The sequence below is a fragment of the Tepidimonas ignava genome (assembly GCF_004342625.1).
Lineage (GTDB): Bacteria > Pseudomonadota > Gammaproteobacteria > Burkholderiales > Burkholderiaceae_C > Tepidimonas > Tepidimonas ignava.
In genome coordinates this window covers 1-23,604 of record NZ_SMAH01000002.1, presented here as the reverse complement: position 1 = coordinate 23,604, position 23,604 = coordinate 1, and the positions used below count along the sequence as shown (strand labels likewise).

Genomic DNA, 23,604 nt, shown 5'->3' with positions numbered 1-23,604 from the left:
ATGCGTCTGACCACCAAAGGGCGCTTCGCCGTCACGGCGATGATCGATTTGGCCTTGCGCCAGGCCAGTGGGCCGGTCACGTTGGCCGCCATCAGCCAGCGTCAGCACATCTCGCTGTCGTACCTGGAGCAGCTGTTTGGCAAGCTGCGTCGCCACAAGCTGGTCGAGTCCACCCGCGGCCCCGGCGGCGGCTACACCCTGGGGCGCAAGGCCAGCGAAATCACGGTGGCCGACATCATCCTGTCGGTGGACGAGCCGATCGACGCCACGCAGTGCGGCGGCAAGGAAAATTGCCACGGTGAGGGCCAGCCCTGCATGACCCACGAGCTGTGGGAAGAACTCAACGCCCGCATGCTGGAGTTTTTGCGCTCGGTGACGCTGCAAAAGCTGGTCGACGACCAGCTCGCGCGCGGGGCGGTGGTCGAGCAAGGGCCGTCGCTGAAGCGGGCTATCTCGCCCAACCCCGTGGTCAAGCCCATCCGGGTCAACGCCCCCAATTCCGTGTTCGCGCTGGCCACCGCCGGCGCGCACTGACCCGCCACCCCGACGCAGCAGGAGAGCGCCGCGATGAGCCACACCCAACACTACCCCTTGTACATGGACTACAGCGCCACCACGCCGGTGGATCCGCGCGTCGTCGAAAAAATGATCCCGTGGTTGCACGAGCACTTCGGCAACCCGGCGTCGCGCAGCCATGCCTGGGGCTGGGAAGCGGAAAAAGCGGTTGAACATGCCCGCGAACAAGTGGCCGACCTGATCGGGGCGGACCCGCGCGAAATCATCTGGACCAGCGGCGCCACCGAGTCCAACAACCTGGCCCTCAAAGGTGCGGCACACTTTTACCAGGACCGCGGGCGCCACATCGTCACCGTCAAGACCGAGCACAAGGCGGTGCTGGACACCTGCCGTCACCTGGAGCGCGAAGGCTTCGAGGTCACCTACCTGGACGTGCAGCCCGACGGTTTGGTGGACCTGGATGCGTTTCGTGCCGCGCTGCGGCCCGACACGATCCTGGCCAGCGTGATGCTGGTCAACAACGAAATCGGGGTCATCCAGGACGTGGCCGCGATCGGCGCCATCTGCCGCGAACGAGGGGTGATCTTCCACTGCGACGCCGCGCAGGCCACCGGCAAGGTCGAGATCGACCTGCGTCAGTTGCCCATCGACTTGATGAGCCTGGCGTCGCACAAAACCTACGGCCCCAAAGGCATCGGCGCGCTGTACGTGCGGCGCAAGCCGCGCGTGCGGCTGGAAGCGCAGATGCACGGCGGCGGGCACGAACGCGGTCTGCGCTCCGGCACGCTGGCCACGCACCAGTGCGTCGGCATGGGCGAGGCGTTTGCCATCGCCAAGGCCGAAATGCCCACCGAGCTGCCGCGCATCCAGCGCCTGCACGACCGCTTGGTGGCGGGGCTGACGCAGATCGAGCAGTCGTACATCAACGGCCACCCGACACGGCGCGTGCCGCACAACCTCAACATGAGCTTCAACTACGTCGAGGGCGAGTCGCTCATCATGGGCATCAAAGGGGTGGCGGTGTCCAGCGGATCGGCCTGCACCTCGGCCAGCCTGGAGCCCAGCTACGTGCTGCGCGCGCTTGGGCGCAGCGACGAGCTGGCGCACAGCAGCCTGCGCATCACAATCGGGCGCTGGACCACCGAGGCCGACATCGACTACGCCATCGAAGCCATCAAGGCCAACGTGGCCAAGCTGCGTGAGCTGTCGCCGCTGTGGGAGCTGTACCAGGAGGGCGTCGACCTCGATTCGATCCAGTGGGTGGCGCATTGACGCGGCACCCGGTTTTCCCAACACCACCAGGAGCGTGACCATGGCATACAGCGACAAGGTCATCGACCACTACGAAAACCCGCGCAACGTGGGCAGCTTCGACAAAAACGACGACACGGTCGGCACCGGCATGGTCGGCGCGCCGGCGTGCGGCGACGTTATGAAGCTGCAAATCAAGGTCAACCCGCAAACCGGGGTCATCGAAGACGCGCGCTTCAAAACCTACGGCTGCGGCTCGGCCATCGCCTCCAGCTCGCTGGTGACCGAATGGGTCAAAGGCAAGACGCTGGACGAAGCGGTGCAGATCAAAAACAGCCAGATCGCCGAAGAGCTGGCCCTGCCGCCCGTCAAGATACACTGCTCAATCCTGGCCGAGGACGCCATCAAGGCGGCGGTGGAAGATTACCGCCGCAAGCACGCCGCGGCCACGCAGGAGCAAACCGCTTGACCATGGCCATCACCCTGACCGAAGCCGCCGCACGGCACGTTCAAAAGTACCTTGCTCGCAGGGGCAAGGGCATCGGGGTGCGGCTGGGCGTCAAAACCACCGGTTGCTCCGGCTTGGCGTACAAGCTGGAGTACGCCGACGAGGCCGCGCCGGAAGACATCGTCTTTGACGCCCATGGCGTCAAGGTGCTGGTGGACCCCAAAAGCCTGCCGTACCTGGACGGCACCGAGCTCGACTTCGTGCGCGAGGGCCTCAACGAGGGCTTCAAGTTCAACAACCCCAACGAGCGTGACCGCTGTGGCTGTGGCGAGTCGTTCCGCGTCTGAAGCGACGCTGGGTGCGCTGCAGGCCGACGACTTCGCGCTGTTGGGCCTGCCGCGGCGCTTTGCGCTGGACGAGGCCGAGCTGAACCAGCGCCGTCAGGCGCTGCAGCGTCTGGCGCACCCCGATCGCCATGCGGCGCAGGGGGCGGCCGCGCAGCGCGTGGCGATGCAGTGGTCGGTGCGCATCAACGAGGCGTACCAGCGCCTGCGCGACCCTCTGCGGCGCGCCGCGTACTGGTGCGAACTGCACGGTGTGCCGGTGCAGGCGGAGTCCAACACCGCCATGCCGGCGGACTTTTTGGCGCAGCAGATGCAGTGGCGCGAGGCGTTGGATGACGCCGGCGGCGACACCAACGCGCTGCGCGCGCTCGAAGCGGACGTGCAGGCCGAGCGCGCCCGGCGGTTGCAGGCGCTGGCGCACGCCATCGACGACGCGGGTGACGCCCAGGCGGCGGTGGCGCAAGTGCGCGCGCTGATGTTCATCGAACGCCTGCTGGACGAACTGCACGCGCGGCTGCACGCAGCCGCCCATACGGAACACGATTGATGGCGCTGTTGCAAATCTCCGAGCCCGGCATGACGCCGGACCCCCACCAACGCCGCGTCGCGGTCGGCATCGACCTGGGCACGACCCATTCGCTGGTCGCAGCCGTGCGTCACGGCGTGGCCGAGTGCCTTCCGGACGCGCAAGGGCGCGTGATCCTGCCCAGCGTCGTGCGCTACCTGCCGCCGGGCCACCAGCCGTCGCGCCAGATCGGCTTCGACGCCCTGGCCGCCCAGGTGGACGACCCGGCCAACACCATCAGCTCGGTCAAACGCCTGATGGGCCGTGCGCTGGCGGATATTGAGCGTGACGGCGTGGCCGCGCGGCTGCCGTACACGGTGGCCGACGGCCCTGGCGGTATCGTCGTGCGCACCGTCGCGGGCGACAAAACCCCGGTGGAGGTCAGCGCCGAGATCCTGGCCACGCTGCGCCAGCGTGCCGAAGACACCTTCGGCACCGAGTTGTACGGCGCGGTCATCACGGTGCCGGCGTACTTCGACGACGCGCAGCGCCAGGCCACCAAAGACGCCGCGCGGCTGGCGGGGCTCAACGTGCTGCGGCTGCTCAACGAACCGACCGCGGCCGCCATCGCGTACGGTCTGGACAACGCCGCCGAAGGGTTGTACCTGGTCTACGACCTTGGGGGTGGCACGTTTGACGTCTCGTTGCTGCGGCTGACCAAGGGGGTGTTCGAAGTCGTGGCCACCGGGGGGGACTCGGCCCTGGGCGGCGACGACTACGACCGCGCGTTAGCCGCGTGGGCGTTGCGGGCGGCGCAAGCCGATGCGACGCTGGAGTCGCTGGCGCCGCACCCCCGTGCCGACCTGCTGGCCGAAGCGCGCCGGGTCAAAGAAGCCCTGTCCAGCGCCGGAGCGGGGCAGGCCGTGCCGCTGCGCCTGCCGGCCGCCGTGGGTGGGGCCAGCCTGCCGGTGTCGATGGCCGACCTGGACGCCGCCACGCGACCGTTGACCGAGCGCACGCTGCACGCGGTGCGCCGCGTGCTGCACGACGCGCGCATCGGGGTGGACGACGTCAAGGGCGTCGTGCTGGTGGGCGGATCGACCCGCATGCCGCTCGTGCGCGACGCGGTGGCGGCGCTGTTCGGGCGGCCGGCGCTGACCAACCTCGACCCCGACCAGGTGGTGGCGTTGGGCGCGGCGATCCAAGCCAACCAGCTGGCCGGCAACGATCCCGAAGGTGAGCTGCTGCTGCTGGACGTGATCCCACTGTCGCTGGGCATCGAGACCATGGGCGGCATCGTCGAGCGCATCGTGCCGCGCAACACCCCCATCCCGACCGCGCGGGCGCAGGATTTCACCACCTTCCAAGATGGCCAGACCGCGCTGGCCATCCATGTGGTGCAGGGCGAGCGCGACCTGGCCAAAGACTGCCGCAGCCTGGCGCGTTTCACGCTGCGCGGCATCCCGCCGATGGCGGCGGGGGCGGCGCGCATCCGCGTCACCTTCACGGTGGACGCCGACGGGCTGCTGACCGTCAGCGCGCAGGAGCTGTCCAGCGGCGTCGAAGCGCACGTCGAAGTCAAGCCGTCGTACGGCCTGAGCGACGAGCACATCACCCGCATGCTGCAGGAGAGCTTCGCCAGCGCCGAAGCCGACATGCGCCAGCGCGCGCTGGCCGAGGCGCGGGTTGAAGCCGAGCGCCTGCTGTTGGCCACGCGCCAGGCGTTGGCGGCCGACGGCGACTTGCTCGACACCGGCGAGCGCGCCGCCATCGAGGCGTTGCTGCAGCACCTCGACACCGTGCGCCAGGGCGACGACACCGCCGCCATCACCGCCGCCACCGAAGCGCTGGCCAAAGGTACCGAGGCCTTTGCCGCACGCCGCATGAACCGCAGCATCGCCCAGGCCTTGGCCGGGCGCCACGTGGAGTCCATCTGACGATGCCTGCCATCACCGTACTGCCGCACCCGGAGATCTGTCCCCAGGGGGCCACCATCCATGCTCCGACCGGCACCTCGATTTGCGAGGCGCTGCTGGACCACGACATCCCCATCGAGCACGCCTGCGAGATGAGTTGCGCGTGCACCACCTGCCACGTGATCGTGCGGCAAGGCTACGCGTCGCTGGGCGAACCCACGGAAGAAGAAGAAGACCTGCTGGACAAGGCCTGGGGCTTGGCGCCCACCTCGCGCCTGAGCTGTCAAGCCCGTCTGGGCAACCAGGATGTCACGATCGAAATCCCGCGCTACACCATCAACCACGCGCGCGAGCGGCACTGAAGCGCCGCCGCGCCAAGTAGCCTGGCCTTGGACGACCCATGCGTCAAATCGTGCTCGATACCGAAACCACGGGCCTGTCGCCGCACAACGGCGACCGCATCATCGAAATCGGTTGCGTCGAGCTGGTCAACCGGCAACTGACGCACAACAACCGGCACTACTACCTCAACCCCGACCGCGACATCGACGAGGGCGCGCTGCGTGTGCACGGCATCACGCGCGAGTTTTTGGCCGACAAGCCGCGCTTTGCCGACATCGCCGCCGAGCTGGCCGACTACCTGCAGGGCGCCGAGCTGATCATCCACAACGCGCCGTTTGACCTGGGTTTTTTGGACGCCGAGTTCGGCCGCCTGGGCTTGGGGCCGACCCGCGCCCTGGTGCGTGGCGTGGTCGACACGCTGGTGCTGGCCAAGGAAATGTGGCCGGGCAAGCGCAACGGCCTGGACGCGCTGTGCGACCGTCTGGGGGTGGACAATTCGGGGCGGCAACTGCACGGGGCGCTGCTGGACGCCGAGCTGCTGGCCGACGTCTACATCTACATGACCCGCGGGCAGGAGTCGCTGGTGATCGACCTCGGCGCCAGCCTTGGCGAAGGGGCTGGTGACGACGTGCGCCGCGACCTGTCGTCGCTGGAGCTGCCGGTGCTGGCGCCCGACGCCGACGAGCTCGCGGCGCACGAAGCGCTGCTGGCTGCGCTGGACCAGGAAACCAAAGGGCGCACCGTGTGGCGCCGCGTGGGCGCGGCGTGACGCCGAACGTTGCGCCAGCGCCGCCCGCGCCGAAAATCAGCCACAAAGTCGTCTATAATAACGTTCATCGACGACGCAACGTCGCCGGGTGATTAGCTCAGCGGTAGAGCACTGCCTTCACACGGCAGGGGTCAGTGGTTCGATCCCACTATCACCCACCAACCTGATTGTCCAACCCAGCCCTGCGGCTGGGTTTTTTGTTGTGCGCGTGGCGGTGTCAGCATCGCGCAAGTCATGGATCCATAATCGTGTCGTGATCAAGCCCTATCACGATCCCGAGGAGATTGTTCGCCATGGCTGCCGAGTACGCCGCGTTTTACCGTCGCTCGATCGAAGAACGCGACGCGTTCTGGGCCGAGCAAGCCCGCCTGATCGACTGGCACCGGCCCTTTGACCGCGTCTGCAACACCGAACGGCCGCCGTTCGTCACGTGGTTCGAAGGGGGGCTGACCAACCTGTGCCACAACGCGGTGGACCGTCATCTGGCCGCGCGTGCCGACCAAAACGCGCTGATCTACGTCTCGACCGAGACCGACACCGAGCGTGCCTACACCTACCGCGAGCTGCACACCGAGGTGCAACGCATGGCGGCGATCCTGCGCTCGCTGGGGGTGGGCAAAGGCGATCGCGTGCTGATCTACATGCCGATGATCCCCGAGGCGGCGTTTGCGATGCTGGCCTGCGTGCGCATCGGCGCCATCCACTCGGTGGTGTTTGGCGGCTTTGCCAGCCACAGCCTGGCCACCCGCATCGACGACGCGGCGCCCAAGGTCATCGTCAGCGCCGACGCCGGCATGCGCGGCGGCAAGGTGGTACCGTACAAGCATCTGTTGGACGAGGCCATTCGCTTGGCGGGGCACAAGCCCGAGCGGGTGTTGATGGTCAACCGCGGGCTGGCGCCGCTGGACCCCGTGCCGGGCCGCGACGTCGATTACGCGGCGCTGCGCCAGCAGCACCTGGACGCGCAGGTGCCGTGCGAGTGGGTGGACAGCGCGCATCCGAGCTACATCCTTTACACCAGCGGCACCACCGGCAAGCCCAAAGGGGTGCAGCGTGACACCGGCGGTTATGCGGTGGCGTTGGCCGCCTCGATGCGCCACATCTACATGGCCAACCCGGGCGAGACGTACTTTTCCACCAGCGACATCGGTTGGGTCGTCGGCCACAGTTACATCATCTACGGCCCGCTGATCAACGGCATGGCCACGATCATGTACGAGGGCACGCCGATCCGCCCCGACGCGGGCATCTGGTGGCGCCTGGTGCAGGACTACCGCGTCAGCATCATGTTCACGGCCCCCACCGCCGCGCGTGTGCTGAAAAAGCAAGACCCGGCGTACCTGAGCAAGTACGACCTGAGCAGCCTGCGCGCGCTGTTTCTGGCCGGCGAGCCGCTGGACGAGCCCACCGCCACCTGGATCAGCCAGGCGTTGGGCAAGCCGGTCATCGACAACTACTGGCAAACCGAAACCGGGTGGCCCATTTTGGCCATCTGCAACGGCGTCGAGCCGGCCCCGACGAAGTTTGGCTCGCCGGGCAAGGCCGTGTACGGCTACGACGTGCGCCTGATCGATGAGGTGACGGGCGAGGAAATCCACGAACCCAACCGCAAAGGCGTCATCGCCGTCAACTACCCGCTGCCGCCGGGTTGCTTGCAGACGGTGTGGGGGGATGATCAGCGCTACGTCAAGACGTACTGGTCCAGCATCCCGGGCAAGCAGATGTACAGCACCTTCGACTGGGGTGTGCGTGACGCCGACGGCTACTACTACATCTTGGGCCGCACCGACGACGTCATCAACGTCGCCGGCCACCGCCTGGGCACGCGCGAAATCGAAGAAAGCATCGCCAGCCACCCGGCGGTGGCCGAGGTCGCCGTGGTGGGCGTGGCCGACGCGCTCAAGGGGCAGGTGGCGGTGGCGTTTGCCGTGCTGAAGGACCCGGCGCGTGCCGCCACCGAAGCCGACGCGCTCAAGCTCGAAGGCGACATCATGAAGCTCGTCGACGAGCAACTGGGTGCGGTGGCACGGCCGGCGCGCGTGCGCTTTGTCAACCTGTTGCCCAAGACGCGCAGCGGCAAGCTGCTGCGCCGCGCCATCCAGGCGGTGTGCGAGGGGCGTGACCCTGGCGACCTGACCACGCTGGACGACCCCTCGGCCTTGCAGCAGATCCGCGACCTGGTGGCACCGCCGCGCTGACGCGCGGGTGTTTTGGCATTCGCGGCCTTTGTCGCTATCATTGGCGACAGACTGCGAATGCCGATATATGCAACAACTCACCGACACCGACGCCGTCGTCGACAAGCAGCGTGTATTCGAGCTGGCCGCCGAGCTGTTCGGCATTTTGGCCACGCCGATGCGGTTGCGCATCCTCAACGCCTTGTGTGACAAGGAAAAATCGGTCTCGGAGCTGCTGGCCGAGATCGACACCACCCAGCCCAACCTGTCGCAGCACCTCAACCTGCTGTACCGCGCCGGTGTGTTGGCCAAACGCAAAGAGGGCACCCAGGTGTACTACCGGGTGCAGAGTGAGCAGGCGGTGGCGCTGTGCCGCACGGTGTGCACCCAAATCGCCATCGAACTCGACGAGCCCAACGGGGTGCCACCCAGCCAGCGCTTGACCCCGCGCGGGGTGTGATCGCGGCGGGGTGGCGCAACGGCGGCCACAGCACTGCCGTCGGTTTCAAACCCGTTACAAAAAAGTCGTCCGCAAAGGCTGGCTTGGTGGCACAATTCGGTGTGCACCGGCCCTTCCAGTGTCACAGTCGCGTCCGCCAACCGGTTCAGCCGTGTCGCGGAAGGTGATTCCAACCAGCAGGCTCCCCGCAGGGGAGTGGAGGTCAGCGATTCCATGAGCGAGACGACCAACGTCTACGAGGCGTTCAACGCCAACTCGTACCTCTTCGGGGGCAACGCCCCGTACGTCGAAGAGCTGTACGAGAAGTACCTCACCGATCCCACCAGTGTTCCCGAGTCGTGGCGCGATTACTTCGACGCGCTGCAACACGTGCCCGCCGTGGACGGCAGCGACGCGCGTGACATTCCCCACATGCCGGTCATCAACGCCTTTGCCGAGCTGGCCAAGCAAGGGCCGCAGCCGGTGGTGGTGGCGCAAGGGGCCGACAGCGACATCGCGCGCAAGCGCGTGGCCACCCAGCAGTTGATCGCGGCCTACCGCAACCTGGGCGTGCGCTGGGCCAACCTCGACCCGCTCAAGCGCTCCGAGCGCCCGGACATTCCGGAGCTGGAGCCGTCGTTCTACGGCTTCACCGACGCCGACCTGGAAACCGTCTTCAACGTCTCCAACACCTACTTTGGCAAGGAGACCATGTCGCTGCGCGAGCTGCTCAACGCGCTGCGCGAAACGTACTGCGGCACGCTGGGCGCCGAGTACATGTACATCACCGACATGGCGCAAAAGCGCTGGTGGCAGGAAAAGCTGGAAAGCATCCGCAGCAAGCCCAGCTTCACGGCGGAGCAAAAAAAGCACATCCTGGAAAACCTCACCAAGGCCGAAGGCCTGGAGCGCTACCTGCACACCAAGTACGTGGGACAAAAGCGCTTCAGCCTCGAGGGGGGCGAGAGCTTCATCGCCTCGATGGACGAGCTGATCCAGCGCGCCGGCGCGCTGGGCGTGCAGGAGATCGTCATCGGCATGGCGCACCGCGGGCGCCTCAACGTGCTGGTCAACGTGCTGGGCAAGATGCCCAAAGACCTGTTTGCCGAATTCGAGCACACCGCCCCCGAGGACTTGCCCGCGGGTGACGTCAAGTACCACCAGGGCTTCAGCTCGGACGTGTCCACCCCCGGCGGCCCGGTGCACCTGAGCCTGGCGTTCAACCCCTCGCACTTGGAAATCGTCAACCCGGTCGTGGAAGGTTCGACCCGCGCGCGCATGGACCGCCGTGGCGACCGCAAGGGCGACCAGGTGCTGCCGGTGCTGGTGCACGGCGACGCCGCCTTTGCCGGCCAAGGCGTCGTGATGGAGACGCTGGCGCTGGCGCAAACGCGTGGCTACTACACCGGCGGCACGGTGCACATCGTCATCAACAACCAGATCGGCTTCACCACGTCCGATCCGCGCGACAGCCGCTCGACGCTGTACTGCACCGACGTGGTCAAAATGATCGAAGCGCCGGTGCTGCACGTCAACGGCGACGACCCCGAAGCGGTGGTGCTGGCCACGCAGCTGGCGGTGGAGTTTCGCCAAACGTTCAAAAAAGACGTCGTCATCGACATCGTGTGCTTCCGCAAGCTGGGCCACAACGAACAGGACACGCCCAGCCTGACGCAGCCGTTGATGTACAAAAAAATCGCCCAGCACCCCGGCACGCGCAAGCTGTACGGCGACAAGCTGGTGGCGCAGGGCGTGCTGCCCGCGGACGGGCCCGACGCGATGGTCAAGGCGTACCGGGCGATCCTGGACGAGGGCCGGCGCACCGTCGACCCGGTGCTGACCAACTACAAGAGCAAGTACGCGGTGGACTGGGCGCCGTTCCTCGGCAAGAAGTGGACCGACGTGGCCGACACGGCGATCCCGCTGTCCGAGTGGAAGCGCTTGGCCGAGCGCATCACGACGGTGCCCGACAGCATCACGCCCCACCCGCTGGTCAAGAAGGTGCTGGCCGATCGTGCCGCCATGGGGCGCGGCGAGATCAACGTCGACTGGGGCATGGGCGAGCACATGGCGTTTGCTTCGCTCGTCGCCAGCGGCTACGGCGTGCGCCTGTCGGGCGAAGACTGCGGTCGGGGCACCTTCACCCACCGCCACGCCGTCATCCACGACCAAAACCGCGAAAAGTGGGACGAGGGCACCTACATCCCGCTGCAAAACGTGGCCGACAACCAGGCCCCGTTCGTCGTCATCGACTCCATCCTCTCGGAGGAGGCGGTGCTGGGCTTTGAGTACGGCTACGCCTCCAACGACCCCAACACGCTGGTGATTTGGGAAGCGCAGTTCGGCGACTTCGCCAACGGCGCGCAGGTGGTGATCGACCAGTTCATCGCCTCGGGCGAGGTCAAGTGGGGACGGGTCAACGGCATCACGCTGTTCCTGCCGCATGGCTATGAAGGGCAGGGGCCGGAGCACAGCTCGGCGCGCATCGAGCGGTTCATGCAGCTGGCCGCCGACACCAACATGCAAATCGTGCAGCCCACCACCGCCAGCCAGATTTTCCACGTGCTGCGCCGGCAGATGGTGCGTCAGTTGCGCAAGCCGCTGGTCGTCTTCACGCCGAAGTCGCTGCTGCGCCACAAAGACGCCTCGTCGCCGTTGAGCGAGTTCACCAAAGGGGGGTTCCAGACCGTCATCGGCGAGCAAAACCCCGACGTGGTCAAGAACGCCCAGCGCGTCAAGCGCGTGATCGTGTGCTCGGGCAAGGTCTACTACGACCTGGTGCGCAAACGCGAGGACAAGGGGGCCGACGATGTGGCGATCGTGCGCATCGAGCAGCTCTACCCGTTCCCGCACAAGGCGTTTGCCGCCGAGCTCAAGCGTTACCCCAACGCCACCGACATCGTGTGGTGCCAGGACGAGCCGCAAAACCAGGGGCCGTGGTTCTTCGTGCAACACAACATCCACGAGAACATGCTGGACGGTCAGCGCCTGGGGTACGCGGGCCGTGCCGCCTCGGCGTCGCCGGCGGTCGGCTACGCCCACCTTCACCAAGAGCAGCAAAAGGCGCTGGTGGAAGCGGCTTTCGGTCGCCTCAAAGGCTTCATCCTGAGCAAGTGACGCCTCGCTGAGTCGCGGGCGCGGGGGGCCTGTCGCGCGGCCCCGCCCCGCACCTGTCCCGAACACGCATCGCAAGGAAACGCATACCATGGCCATCGTTGAAGTGAAGGTTCCGCAGCTGTCCGAGTCGGTCGCCGAGGCCACGCTGCTGCAGTGGAAGAAAAAGCCTGGCGACGCCGTCGCCGCCGATGAAATCCTGATCGAGATCGAAACCGACAAGGTGGTGCTGGAAGTGCCGGCGCCGGCCGCCGGCGTGTTGGCCGAAATCGTCGTCGGTGACGGCGGCACGGTGGTGTCCGACCAGGTCATCGCCCGCATCGACACCGAAGCCAAGGCGGGCGTGGCCGCCCCGGCGCCGGCCCCCGCACCCGCCGCGGCACCGGCGCCGGCGGTGGCCGCCACCGCGGCCCCCGCCGCGGCCACCCGCAGCGACGTGGCCATGCCGGCCGCCGCCAAACTGATGGCCGACCATGGCCTGGCGCCTGGCTCGGTGGCCGGCACCGGCAAGGACGGCCGCGTGACCAAGGGCGACGTGCTGGCCGCGCTGGCCCAGCCCAAGCCGGCTGCCGCCCCCGCACCCGCCATCCCCACCGGCGTGCCCACCAAGGCCTTGCCGCAGGTGGCCGCCCCCGTCGGGCTGCCGCCGGAGCTGGCCAACCGCCCCGAGCAGCGCGTGCCGATGACGCGGCTGCGCGCCCGCATCGCCGAGCGTCTGCTGCAGTCCCAGGCCACCAACGCCATCCTGACCACGTTCAACGAGGTCAACATGGCGCCGGTGATGGAGCTGCGCAAAAAATACCAGGAGAAGTTCGAGAAGGAGCACGGCGTCAAGCTTGGCTTCATGAGCTTCTTTGTCAAGGCGGCCGTGCACGCGCTGAAAAAGTTCCCCATCCTCAACGCCAGCGTCGATGGCAACGACATCGTGTACCACGGTTACTTCGACATCGGCATCGCGGTGGGCTCGCCGCGCGGCTTGGTGGTGCCGATCCTGCGCAACGCCGACCAGCTCAGCTTTGCTGAGATCGAGAAAAAGATCGCCGACTTCGGCAAGCGCGCCGCGGAGGGCAAGCTCGGCATCGACGAGATGACGGGCGGCACGTTCTCGATTTCCAACGGCGGCGTGTTTGGCTCGATGCTGTCGACGCCGATCATCAACCCGCCGCAGTCGGCCATCCTTGGCGTGCACGCGACCAAGGAGCGCCCGGTGGTCGAAAACGGCCAGATCGTGATCCGCCCGATCAACTACCTGGCGCTGAGCTACGACCACCGCATCATCGACGGCCGCGAGGCCGTGCTGGGCCTGGTGGCGATGAAGGAAGCGCTGGAAGACCCGGCGCGCCTGCTGTTCAACATCTGACGCCATTGAGGTGACGCACATGGCACAAACCTTCGACGTCGTCGTCATCGGGGCCGGGCCGGGTGGCTACATCGCCGCCATCCGCGCGGCGCAGTTGGGCTACAAGGTGGCTTGCATCGACGAGTGGGTCGGCCCGGCCGGTGGTCCGGCCCCCGGCGGCACATGCACCAACGTGGGCTGCATTCCGTCCAAGGCGCTGCTGCAGTCGTCCGAGCACTTCGAGCACGCGCGGCTGCACTTCGGCGAGCACGGTATCAGCACCGGCAGCGTCAAAATCGACGTGGAAAAGATGGTCGCCCGCAAGGATGCGGTCGTCAAGCAAAACAACGACGGCATCCTGTACCTGTTCAAAAAGAACAAGGTGACGTTTTTCCACGGACGCGGCTCGTTCGTGCGGGCGGTGGAGGGCGGCTACGAGATCGCCGTCAGTGGCGCCCAAGCCGACACACTGCTGGGCCGCCACATTGTCGTGGCCACCGGCTCGCGGGCACGGGCGCTGCCAGGGGTGCCGTTCGATGAGGACAAAATCCTGTCCAACGTCGGCGCGCTGCGCCTGACGTCGGTGCCGAAGAAACTGGCCATCATCGGCGCCGGTGTCATCGGCCTGGAGATGGGCTCGGTGTGGCGCCGGCTGGGCGCGGACGTGACGATTCTGGAGGGCTTGCCGACGTTCTTGGCCGCCGCGGATGAGCAGATCGCCAAGGAGGCCAAAAAGGCGTTCGACAAGCAGGGGCTCAAGATCGAGCTGGGCGTCAAAGTCGGCGAGGTCACGACCACCCGCAAGGGCGTCAGCATCGCCTACACCACCGCCAAGGGGGAGTCGGCCACGCTCGACGCGGATCGGCTGATCGTCTCGATCGGACGGGTGCCCAACACCGAAGGGCTGGGCGCCGACAAGGTGGGGCTGCAGCTTGATGAGCGCGGCGCCATCGTCGTCGACGAGCTGTGCCGCACCAACCTGCCGGGTGTGTGGGCCGTCGGCGACGTGGTGCGCGGCCCAATGCTGGCGCACAAGGCCGAAGAAGAAGGCGTGGCGGTGGCCGAGCGTATCGCCGGGCAGCACCCGCACGTGGACTTCAACACGATTCCGTGGGTGATCTACACCAGCCCCGAAGTGGCTTGGGTGGGCGCAACCGAGCAGCAGCTCAAGGCCGCTGGCCGGGCGTACAAGGCCGGCACGTTCCCCTTCTTGGCCAACGGCCGCGCCCGCGCGCTGGGCGACACCACCGGGATGGTCAAGATCCTGGCCGACGCCGCGACCGACCAAATCCTGGGCGTGCACATGGTGGGGCCGATGGTGTCGGAGCTGATCGCCGAGGCGGTGGTGGCGATGGAGTTCAAGGCCAGCGCCGAGGACATCGCGCGCGTTTGCCACGCGCACCCGTCGTTGTCGGAAGCGACCAAAGAAGCGGCGTTGGCGGTGGACAAGCGCACGCTCAACTTCTGACGCCAGGGTTGTGCGCGGCGCGCCGTGACCACCTCAGCAACCTTTGTGGCACCGTCCCCCCCGGCCGACGCGGCCTGGGGGCCGGTGCGTCGCGCCTACGAAGCGGCGCTGGCCACCCACGGTTTTGCGTCCGACCCTGCGCAGCTGCGCGGGGTGGCGGCGCTGGAGCGTTGCGCGGCCGAGTGGACCCACTTCAAGCAACGGCGCTCCAACGCGCTCAAAAAGCTCATTCATCGCTTGCCCATCCCCCGCGGCGTGTACCTGTGGGGCGGGGTGGGTCGCGGCAAAAGCTTTTTGATGGACTGCTTTTACCAGGCCGTGCCGCTGCGGCGCAAGACCCGGTTGCACTTCCATGAATTCATGCGCGAGGTGCACCGGGAACTGGCCGATCTGCAAGGCACGGTGGATCCGCTGGACGCGTTGGCCAAACGCATGGCGGTGCGCTTTCGGCTCATCTGCTTCGATGAGTTCCATGTGGCTGACGTGACCGACGCCATGATCCTGCACCGCCTGCTGGCGGCGATGCACAAGTACGGCATCGGCATGGTCACCACCAGCAACTTCCACCCCGATGGGCTGTACCCCGACGGGCTGCACCGCGACCGCATCCTGCCCGCCATCGAGCTGCTCAAGCGCACGATGGAGGTCGTCAATGTCGACAACGGCACCGACTACCGCCGTCGCGCCCTGCAGCAGGTGCGCACCTACCTGACCCCACTGGGCGAAGCGACCGAACGCGAGATGGAGGCCATCTTCGAGCAATTGGCCGAGGCCCACGACGAAGACCCGGTGCTGCGCATCGAGGGGCGGGAAATCCGCGCCATTCGTCGTGCTGGCGGGGTGGTGTGGTTCGACTTCCGTACGCTGTGCGGCGGGCCACGCTCGCACAACGATTACCTGGAGCTGGCCAGCCAGTTCCACACGGTGCTGGTCAGCAACGTGCCGCAGATGCCGCCCAACATGGCCTCGGCGGCGCGGCGCTTCACGTGGCTGGTGGATGTGTTGTACGACCGGCGTGTCAAGCTGATCCTGTCGGCCGCCACGCCCCCCGAACAGCTGTACACCGAAGGGCCGCTGGCGCATGAATTCCCGCGCACCGTGTCGCGGCTGACCGAGATGCAGTCGGCCGAGTACCTGGCCCAACAGCGGCGCGACGTCGACACCGCGCTGACCTGACGGGGGCGGCGCCAGCCGCTGTCGCGCAGGCGATGGCGCAGCCATGGTCCCCCCCTTGGCGACGCCGGCGCGCGGGCCTACCATCGGCGCACGCTTGGGGTAGAGGAGACCGTGGCATGCCAGTGTTCGAGGCCGAGGGCCGTTCACCCGCGCTGTGGAGCACCCACACGGTGGTCAACCAGGTACCGGAATGGGCCGATGACGACCTGTGGGACGCCGACGTGGCGTTGCGTGAAGCGGTTGAGCAAGCCGGTGCCCACTGGGCTGCCGAGCGCCTGCAAACCTACGCACGGCAGGTCGGCAGCCCCGCAGCGCGCGCCGATGCGGTGGCGGCCAACGTGCACGGTCCGCAGCACCGCCCCTACGACGCGCGCGGGCATCGGTTGGACGCCGTCGACTTTCACCCTGCCTGGCACCACCTGCTGGGCCTGTTGCGCCAAGGTGGGTGGGTGACGCTGCCGTGGCGCGACGACCGCCCGGGGCGCTGGACGGCCTGGGCCGCCGGGTTTTACCTGCATGGGCAAATCGAGCAGGGTACGCTGTGCCCCGCGACGATGACGCAGGCCGCGGTGCCGTTGCTGCGGCGCGAGCCGGCGCTGTGGGCGCAGGTGGGCGACCCCCTGCTCAGCGACGCTTACGACCCGCGCGACATCCCGCTGCCGGCCAAGGCGTCGATATGGGTGGGCATGGGCATGACCGAAAAGCAAGGCGGCTCCGACGTACGCGCCAACACCACGACGGCGTGGCCGCTGGACGGCGGTGGCCGCGGTGGCGTGTACCGCGTGCGCGGACACAAGTGGTTTTACTCGGCGCCCAGCAGCGACGCGCACCTGGTCAGCGCGCGCATCGGCCCGGACGGTCCCATGGGGTGTTTTTGGGTGCCGCGCTGGTGGGGCGCGCAGCGCAACGCGGTGCGCATCCAGCGGCTGAAGGACAAACTGGGCAACCGCAGCAACGCCAGCGGCGAGGTCGAGTTCGAAGACGCCCTGGGCATCCTGATCGGCGAGGAGGGGCGCGGCATCGCCACGCTGGTCGAAATGGCCAGCTACACCCGCATCAACTGCGTGCTGGGCAGCGCCGCCATCGTGCGCGCGGCGTTGGTGCAGGCGCTGCACAGCGCGCGCCACCGGCAGGCCTTTGGGCGCGCGCTGGCGCAGCAGCCGGCGATGCGGGGCGTGTTGCTCGATCTGGCGCTGGAAAGCGAGGCCGCGCTGCAGCTGGGCCTGCGGCTGGCGCAGGCGTGCGAAGACGCGACGCCGCTCGATCAGGCGTGGCGGCGCATCGTCACCCCGGCGGCCAAATTCTGGGTGTGCAAGCGCGCCATCGCGGCTACGGCCGAGGCCATGGAAGTGCTGGGGGGCAACGGCTACGTGGAGGAGGGGACGCTGGCGCGCTTGCTGCGCGAAGCGCCCGTCAATTCGATTTGGGAGGGCTCCGGCAACGTCATGTGCCTGGACGTGCTGCGCGCCGTGCAGCGGCAGCCGCAAGCGGCGCACGCGCTGCTGAACGACTGGCGGCAGGCCCTGCACGGGGATGCCGCGGCCTTGGGGGCGTTGCACACGTTGGCTGCCGCCTGGCAAACCCAGACCGACGGGGCAGCGCTGGAGCACCAAGCCCGCTGGATCGCGCAAACCCTGGCGCTGTTGGCCCAAGCGGTGCTGCTGCGCACGCGTGCGCCGACGGCTGTGGCCGATGCCTTCATCGCCACCCGGCTGGGCGAGGCTGCGGTGGGCCAAACGTTGGGGGTCATCGACGCACGCCCGTGGGCCACCGACGCGATTTTGGCGCGAGCTTTGCCCGAGGCGTGACTTCAGCGGGGTGGCGGAGAGAGGGGGATTCGAACCCCCGAGGGGCTGTTAACCCCTACACGCTTTCCAGGCGTGCGACTTCGACCGCTCATCCATCTCTCCGCGTCGAAGCCCGTCATTGTACACGGCCAGTCCGACCGCTGGCGGCGTCGGGCGCCTCCTCACGCCGCGGGCGCGCGCTTGCTGTCGATCAGCTGCATCGCCGAGCCGATCAGCGTGGCCACTTCGGTCATGTTGCTGGGCACGATCAGGGTCGTGGTGGCGTCGTGGGCCACGCGGGCGTAGGCTTCGACGGCCTTTTCAGCCACCTTGAGCTGCACCGCCTGCTCGCCGCCGGGCTGCCGGATCGCGGCGGCGATGCGCTCGATCGCCTGGGCGGTCGCTTCGGCCACCTCGCGGATCGCCGCCGCTTCGCCCTGGGCCTGGTTGATGGCGGCTTGCTTTTCGCCTTCGGACTTGGCGATGAAGGCGGCACGCTCGCCCTCGGCCAAGTTGATTTGCTCCTGCCGCTTGCCTTCGGAGGCAGCGATCAGGGCGCGCTTTTCACGCTCGGCGGTGATTTGCGCCTGCATCGCACGCAAAATCTCAGCAGGCGGCGTCAAGTCCTTGATTTCATAGCGCAATACCTTGACACCCCAGTTCAGCGCCGCTTCGTCGATGGCGTTGACGACCTGGGCGTTGATCATCTCGCGCTCCTCGAACGTCTTGTCCAACTCCAGCCGGCCGATGACGCTGCGCAACGTGGTCTGCGCCAGTTGCGTGATGGCCAGCACGTAGTTGGACGAGCCGTAGCTGGCGCGCATCGGGTCGGTGACCTGAAAGTACAGGATGCCGTCCACCTTGAGCTGGGTGTTGTCCTTGGTGATGCAGATTTGCTCTGGGACATCGAGCGGGATTTCCTTCAGGCTGTGCTTGTAGGCCACTTTCTCGATGAAGGGCACGACGAAGTTGAGGCCGGGCGCCAGCGTGCGGTCGTAGCGGCCCAGCCGCTCGACCACCCAGGCGGTCTGCTGCGGCACGACCTTGATCGACTTGACGACAAAGATGACCGCCACGACGGCGACGACGAAAGCGATTTCCATGGAGAGCTCCCTTTGGGGTGTGGCCTTTTGTTCAGGTGGCGGGCTGCAGGACCAAGCGGTTGCCGTGCACGGCGTGGATGCGCCAGGCGCCAGGGTGGGGCGGGCTGCCGGGCAGCGCTTCGGCCACCCACTCAGCGCCACGGTAGCGCACGCGGGCGGTGCCGTCGGCGTCCCAGGCCGCCACGTACACGGTCTGCCCGATGTCCAGCTCCGCCACCGCGGGCGGGGTGGTTGCCCGGTGGCGCAAGCGCCTCCAGGCCCACGCGGCCACGCTCATGCCCGCCACTCCCGCCGCAGCGAGCAGTTGCTGGCTCACACCCAGCCCGGCGTGGGCGGCCACGGCGCCGCCCACTGCGCCCAGCGCCAGCATCAGCAACAAGAAGGTGCCGCTCGTCAGCTCGGCCGCCACCAGCGCGCCGGCCAGCACCCACCACAGCGTGGCGTCATCCATCGGCCATCCCCTTGGCATACACTCGCGTGCTTATGAAATTCCGCTTTCCTATCGTCATCATCGACGAAGATTACCGATCCGACAACACCTCGGGCTTGGGCATCCGGGCGCTGGCGCAGGCCATCGAGGCCGAGGGTTTCGACGTCGTGGGCGTGACCAGCTACGGGGACCTGAGCCAGTTCGCCCAGCAGCAAAGCCGCGCCAGCGCCTTCATTTTGTCGATCGACGACGAGGAGGTCAGCGGCAACCCCGACGACGACCCGGCGGTGCAAAACCTGCGCGCCTTCATCCAGGAGGTGCGGCGCAAAAACGCCGAGGTGCCGATCTACGTCTACGGCGAGACGCGCACCAGCCGCCACCTGCCCAATGACATCCTGCGCGAGCTGCACGGCTTCATCCACATGTTCGAGGATACGCCGGAATTCGTCGCCCGGCACATCATCCGCGAAGCCAAGGCCTACCTGGAGTACATCCAGCCACCGTTTTTCAAGGCGCTGCTGGACTACGCAGAGGACGGCTCGTACTCCTGGCACTGCCCGGGGCATTCGGGCGGGGTGGCGTTCCTCAAAACGCCGGTGGGGCAGATGTTCCACCAGTTTTTTGGCGAGAACATGCTGCGCGCCGACGTGTGCAACGCCGTCGAAGAGCTGGGCCAGTTGCTCGACCACAACGGCGCCATCGGCGAAGCCGAGCGCAACGCCGCGCGCATCTTCAACGCCGACCACTGCTTCTTCGTCACCAACGGCACCAGCACCAGCAACAAGATGGTCTGGCACCACACGGTGGCGCCGGGCGACGTGGTGGTGGTGGACCGCAACTGCCACAAATCGGTGCTGCACGCGATCATCATGACCGGGGCGATCCCGGTGTTCCTCAAGCCCACGCGCAACCACTACGGCATCATCGGCCCGATCCCGCAAAGCGAGTTCGAGCCCACCGCGATCCAGGCCAAGATTGCCGCCCATCCGCTGCTGCAAGGGGTGGATCCGGCGCAGGTACGCCCCAAGATCCTGACGCTGACGCAGTCGACCTACGACGGTGTGCTGTACAACACCGAAACCATCAAGCGCATGCTCGACGGCTACGTGGACAACCTGCACTTCGACGAGGCCTGGTTGCCGCACGCGGCGTTTCACCCCTTTTACGGCACCTACCATGCGATGGGGCGCAAGCGCCCGCGGCCGCAGCACTCGGTGGTGTACTCGACGCAGTCGATCCACAAGCTGCTGGCCGGCATCAGCCAGGCGTCGCAGGTGCTGGTGCAGGACTCGCAGACGCAAAAGCTGGACCGCCACCTGTTCAACGAAGCCTACCTGATGCACACCTCCACCAGCCCGCAGTACAGCATCATCGCCAGCTGCGACGTGGCCGCGGCGATGATGGAGCCGCCCGGCGGCACCGCGTTGGTGGAGGAAAGCATCGTCGAGTCGCTGGACTTTCGGCGTGCGATGCGCAAGGTCGATGCCGAATTCGGCCCCGACGAGTGGTGGTTCCAGGTCTGGGGCCCGGAGGCGCTGGCCGAGGAGGGCATCGGTCGCGCCACCGACTGGGTGCTCAAGCGCACCGACGCCGATGGCGTGCAAACCAGCGACGGTGAAGACGCCTGGCACGGCTTTGGCGACATGGCGCCGGGCTTCAACATGCTCGACCCGATCAAGGCCACGATCATCACCCCGGGCCTCAACCTGAAGGGCGACTTCGCGCCGACCGGTATTCCGGCCAGCATCGTGACGAAGTTTTTGGCCGAGCACGGCGTGGTGGTGGAAAAGACGGGGCTGTACTCGTTTTTCATCATGTTCACCATCGGCATCACCAAAGGCCGCTGGAACACGCTGCTGACCGCGCTGCAGCAGTTCAAAGACGACTACGACCGCAACCAGCCGATGTGGCGGGTGATGCCGGAGTTTTGCCGCAAGCAACCGCGCTACGAACGCATGGGGCTGCGCGACCTGTGTCAGTTTGTGCACGAGATGTACGCCAAGTACGACGTGGCGCGCCTGAGCACCGAGATCTACCTGAGCGACCTCACGCCGGCAATGAAGCCCAGCGACGCCTACGCCCAGATCGCGCGCCGCAACACCGAGCGCGTGCCCATCGACGAGCTGGAGGGGCGTGTCACCACCGCGCTGATCACGCCGTACCCGCCGGGCATCCCATTGCTCATCCCGGGCGAAGTGTTCAACCGCAAGATCGTGGAATACCTGAAGTTTTCGCGCGAGTTCAACGAGCGCTGCCCCGGTTTCGAGACCGACATCCACGGCCTGGTGGTGGAGGAGGGGTTCGACGGCCGCAAGCGCTACTACGCCGACTGCGTGCGCCAGTGACCGCCGCGCTTGCGCTGGGTCAAACCCTGCGCGCGCGGGCCGCGGTGCCTCGCACGGGATGCGCTACAGTGTGGTCATCGGTCCCAGGGGCCTGACGTAGGAGTGTGCAACCATGTTTCCCGAGTACCGCGACCTGATCAGCAAGCTCAAAACCACCGACACCCACTTCGCGCGCCTGTTCGACAAACACAACGAACTCGACGAGCGCATCCAGCGTATGGAGCAGGGCATTGAGCCGGGCACGCACGAGCAAATCGAGACGCTCAAAAAAGAAAAGCTGCTGCTGAAAGACCAACTGTACGATCTGTTGCGCAAGGCCGCGGCCACGGCCTGAGGCCACCGTGGCGCGCTCACTCGGCGCGCGCCTGCACCGACGGCACGTCGACACGGCGCGCGCCATCGAAGCGCGCACGCCAGTACGCGCCGTCCAGGCGCTCCAGCCGCACCTGGGCGCCGGGCCGTGGCGAGTGCACGAAGCGCCCTTGCCCCACGTAAATACCTACGTGGCTGTACGGGCGACCCAACGTGTTGAAAAAGACCAAATCCCCAGGCTCCAGCGCATCGACGCCGATGGGGCGGGTGGCCTGGGCCTGTTCGGCGGCGGTGCGCGGCAGCGCAATCCCCAACCCTTCGCGGAAGGTGCTTTGCACAAAGCCGCTGCAATCCACGCCTTGGTCGAAGTCGGTGCCGCCACGGCGGTAGGGCACGCCAACGTAGGCCATCGCGAGCACGAGGGCCCCGGCGCGCTGGCGCCCCGCATCGTCGGGCATCGGCCGCGGGGCGTGCGGCGCCAGTTCGCCTCGGCGCGCCAACCAGTCCGTGATAGGATCGGCCCCCGTGGTGGCGGGGGCGGCAGCGCGCGGCGGCGACGCGCAACCGGCCAGCAGCACCGCGGCTGCGGCGGCTGCACACCACCCTACACCCCATCGCGTCGCGTCGAACATGATGCGGCCAACGATAGCCGGTGCCGGCGCCGACGTCAACGCCCGGGTGCCAACCACAACCCACAGGACCATGATGTTGTTGGATGCAAGCGACTGCCAGCTGGTGCTGGTGGACTACCAGGCGCGGCTCATGCCCGCCATCGCCCATGGCGACGAGGTGCTCGACCGTGCCAACCGGCTGGCCGCACTGGCCACGTTGTTCGGCGTGCCCTGCTGGGGAACGGAACAGGTGCCCGACAAGCTCGGCCCGATGCCCCCAACGTTGCGCCAGGCTTGTCGGCAGGTGTGGGCCAAGGCCGCTTTTGACGCCAGCGACACGCCTCTGCAGCAACACCTGTGCGCGCCACCGCGCCCGGCCGGCAACGCGCGCAGCCTGCCACGGCACTTGCAAAAGCCAGCGGCGCCACCGCGCCACACCGTCGTGCTGGCCGGCTGCGAGGCGCACGTGTGCGTGATGCAAACCGCGTTGACCCTGCTGGAGCACGACGAGCTCGAGGTGGTGGTGGTCACCGACGCCTGTGGCTCGCGCCGGGAACGTGACCGCGACGCGGCGTTCGACCGGCTGGCGGCCGAGGGGGCGACCCTCGTGACCACCGAGATGGTGGGCTTCGAGTGGCTGCGCAGCGCGCGCGACGAACGCTTCGCCCAGGCGCTGGCCATCCTGAAGTAGCGGCTGTCCACGGACCGCCCCCCTGAGAACACGGGGACGTGGACGGGGGCGGCTTCGAAAAAGCCGGCGCCTATCATAGAGGTTAGCTATCGCTAAATAAGAATATCGCAATGTTTAGGGTAAATGCCCATGGTGAACTCGATGCTGAGGATCCGATAATCGGCTGCCGGTCGGTTGCTGACCGTTTGCGATTCCTTTTCGATCAGGAGATGGAGCATGTCTATCATTTCTAGACAACGTCGTCGGGTGTTGCGCGCCGGCGGGGCTGTGGCGACGCTGGTGTCGCTGGGGGTGATCACGAGCGAGCAGGCGCTGGCGCTGCCGCGTGAGGCGTTTGCGAGCAAGAGTTTGGCTGAGGCGCTCAACGCGGTGGGTGGTCAGCCGGCCACGAGCGACCAGGTGCAGATTGTGTCGCCGGACATTGCTGAAAACGGTGCGGTGGTGCCGGTGGGTGCGGTGAGCAAGATCCCCAACACGACGGAGATTTACCTGTTGGTGGAGAAGAACCCGACGCCGCTGGC

At 67.2% G+C, this 23,604-nt stretch carries 22 protein-coding genes and 2 tRNA genes; 20 read left to right on the top strand and 4 right to left on the bottom strand.

Annotation, left to right across the window (positions count from 1 at the left end; genetic code table 11):
• From EDC36_RS01525 to EDC36_RS01450, 16 genes are all read left to right on the top strand, one after another.
• Nucleotides 1–534, top strand: coding sequence for a Fe-S cluster assembly transcription factor (locus EDC36_RS01525; protein WP_132961501.1), 534 nt, complete (start codon nt 1–3; stop codon nt 532–534).
• Between the two features lie 33 nt (nt 535–567).
• Nucleotides 568–1,788, top strand: coding sequence for an IscS subfamily cysteine desulfurase (locus EDC36_RS01520; RefSeq protein WP_132961500.1), 1,221 nt, complete (start codon nt 568–570; stop codon nt 1,786–1,788).
• Between the two features lie 40 nt (nt 1,789–1,828).
• Nucleotides 1,829–2,236 (top strand): Fe-S cluster assembly scaffold IscU, encoded by a 408-nt coding sequence (gene iscU, locus EDC36_RS01515; RefSeq protein WP_132961499.1) that lies wholly within the window; start codon nt 1,829–1,831, stop codon nt 2,234–2,236.
• Nucleotides 2,237–2,238: 2 nt separating this feature from the next.
• On the top strand, nt 2,239–2,562 hold the full coding sequence (iscA, locus tag EDC36_RS01510; protein WP_132961498.1) for an iron-sulfur cluster assembly protein IscA: 324 nt from the start codon (nt 2,239–2,241) through the stop codon (nt 2,560–2,562).
• The gene (gene hscB, locus EDC36_RS01505) at nt 2,540–3,106 is read left to right on the top strand and encodes a Fe-S protein assembly co-chaperone HscB (protein ID WP_243646426.1); all 567 of its coding nucleotides are present in this window, start codon (nt 2,540–2,542) and stop codon (nt 3,104–3,106) included. Before iscA ends, hscB begins: the two co-directional genes overlap by 23 nt.
• Complete coding sequence (gene hscA / locus EDC36_RS01500) at nt 3,106–5,001, top strand: Fe-S protein assembly chaperone HscA (RefSeq protein WP_132961497.1); 1,896 nt, start codon at nt 3,106–3,108, stop codon at nt 4,999–5,001. The genes hscB and hscA overlap by 1 nt, the downstream gene beginning before the upstream one ends.
• Before the next feature lie 2 nt (nt 5,002–5,003).
• The gene (fdx, locus tag EDC36_RS01495; protein ID WP_132961496.1) at nt 5,004–5,342 is read left to right on the top strand and encodes an ISC system 2Fe-2S type ferredoxin; all 339 of its coding nucleotides are present in this window, start codon (nt 5,004–5,006) and stop codon (nt 5,340–5,342) included.
• A gap of 38 nt (nt 5,343–5,380) precedes the next feature.
• On the top strand, nt 5,381–6,091 hold the full coding sequence (gene dnaQ / locus EDC36_RS01490) for a DNA polymerase III subunit epsilon (RefSeq protein ID WP_132961495.1): 711 nt from the start codon (nt 5,381–5,383) through the stop codon (nt 6,089–6,091).
• Between the two features lie 86 nt (nt 6,092–6,177).
• Nucleotides 6,178–6,252, top strand: a tRNA-Val gene (locus EDC36_RS01485).
• A 132-nt stretch (nt 6,253–6,384) separates the two neighbouring features.
• On the top strand, nt 6,385–8,289 hold the full coding sequence (locus EDC36_RS01480) for a propionate--CoA ligase (protein ID WP_132961494.1): 1,905 nt from the start codon (nt 6,385–6,387) through the stop codon (nt 8,287–8,289).
• Nucleotides 8,290–8,356: 67 nt separating this feature from the next.
• The gene (locus EDC36_RS01475; RefSeq protein WP_132961493.1) at nt 8,357–8,728 is read left to right on the top strand and encodes an ArsR/SmtB family transcription factor; all 372 of its coding nucleotides are present in this window, start codon (nt 8,357–8,359) and stop codon (nt 8,726–8,728) included.
• A gap of 213 nt (nt 8,729–8,941) precedes the next feature.
• Entirely contained in the window at nt 8,942–11,824 is a 2,883-nt protein-coding gene (locus EDC36_RS01470; RefSeq protein WP_132961492.1) for a 2-oxoglutarate dehydrogenase E1 component, read from the top strand.
• Between the two features lie 88 nt (nt 11,825–11,912).
• Nucleotides 11,913–13,181, top strand: coding sequence for a 2-oxoglutarate dehydrogenase complex dihydrolipoyllysine-residue succinyltransferase (gene odhB / locus EDC36_RS01465; RefSeq protein WP_132961491.1), 1,269 nt, complete (start codon nt 11,913–11,915; stop codon nt 13,179–13,181).
• A gap of 19 nt (nt 13,182–13,200) precedes the next feature.
• Nucleotides 13,201–14,628: a dihydrolipoyl dehydrogenase gene (lpdA, locus tag EDC36_RS01460; RefSeq protein WP_132961490.1), complete on the top strand. Its 1,428-nt coding sequence runs from the start codon at nt 13,201–13,203 to the stop codon at nt 14,626–14,628.
• A gap of 45 nt (nt 14,629–14,673) precedes the next feature.
• Nucleotides 14,674–15,804: a cell division protein ZapE gene (zapE, locus tag EDC36_RS01455; RefSeq protein ID WP_243646425.1), complete on the top strand. Its 1,131-nt coding sequence runs from the start codon at nt 14,674–14,676 to the stop codon at nt 15,802–15,804.
• A gap of 116 nt (nt 15,805–15,920) precedes the next feature.
• Nucleotides 15,921–17,612, top strand: coding sequence for an acyl-CoA dehydrogenase family protein (locus EDC36_RS01450; RefSeq protein ID WP_132961489.1), 1,692 nt, complete (start codon nt 15,921–15,923; stop codon nt 17,610–17,612).
• 11 nt (nt 17,613–17,623) lie between these two features.
• Here EDC36_RS01450 and EDC36_RS01445 read toward each other — a convergent pair.
• The 3 genes from EDC36_RS01445 to EDC36_RS01435 form a co-directional block, all read right to left on the bottom strand.
• Nucleotides 17,624–17,714: transfer RNA gene (locus tag EDC36_RS01445), tRNA-Ser, on the bottom strand.
• Nucleotides 17,715–17,773: 59 nt separating this feature from the next.
• A complete protein-coding gene (locus EDC36_RS01440) occupies nt 17,774–18,694 on the bottom strand; it encodes an SPFH domain-containing protein (protein WP_132961488.1) in 921 nt (306 codons plus the stop codon).
• A 31-nt stretch (nt 18,695–18,725) separates the two neighbouring features.
• Nucleotides 18,726–19,145 carry an NfeD family protein gene (locus EDC36_RS01435; protein ID WP_132961487.1) on the bottom strand — a complete coding sequence of 140 codons (420 nt, stop codon included), beginning with the start codon at nt 19,143–19,145 and terminating at the stop codon, nt 18,726–18,728.
• A 32-nt stretch (nt 19,146–19,177) separates the two neighbouring features.
• On the opposite strand from EDC36_RS01435, the gene EDC36_RS01430 reads away from it, so the two are divergent.
• Complete coding sequence (locus EDC36_RS01430) at nt 19,178–21,469, top strand: arginine/lysine/ornithine decarboxylase (protein ID WP_132961486.1); 2,292 nt, start codon at nt 19,178–19,180, stop codon at nt 21,467–21,469.
• Nucleotides 21,470–21,581: 112 nt separating this feature from the next.
• Nucleotides 21,582–21,803 (top strand): HP1242/YdcH family protein, encoded by a 222-nt coding sequence (locus EDC36_RS01425; protein WP_132961485.1) that lies wholly within the window; start codon nt 21,582–21,584, stop codon nt 21,801–21,803.
• A gap of 16 nt (nt 21,804–21,819) precedes the next feature.
• Here the strand turns inward: EDC36_RS01425 and EDC36_RS01420 are convergent, their stop codons facing one another.
• Complete coding sequence (locus EDC36_RS01420) at nt 21,820–22,413, bottom strand: C40 family peptidase (RefSeq protein WP_243646424.1); 594 nt, start codon at nt 22,411–22,413, stop codon at nt 21,820–21,822.
• A 73-nt stretch (nt 22,414–22,486) separates the two neighbouring features.
• On the opposite strand from EDC36_RS01420, the gene EDC36_RS01415 reads away from it, so the two are divergent.
• Together EDC36_RS01415 and EDC36_RS01410 are read left to right on the top strand one after the other, a co-directional pair.
• On the top strand, nt 22,487–23,083 hold the full coding sequence (locus tag EDC36_RS01415; RefSeq protein WP_132961695.1) for an isochorismatase family protein: 597 nt from the start codon (nt 22,487–22,489) through the stop codon (nt 23,081–23,083).
• 216 nt (nt 23,084–23,299) lie between these two features.
• On the top strand, nt 23,300–23,604 hold a 305-nt coding region (locus EDC36_RS01410; protein WP_243646423.1), incomplete at its 3' end, for a thiosulfate oxidation carrier protein SoxY.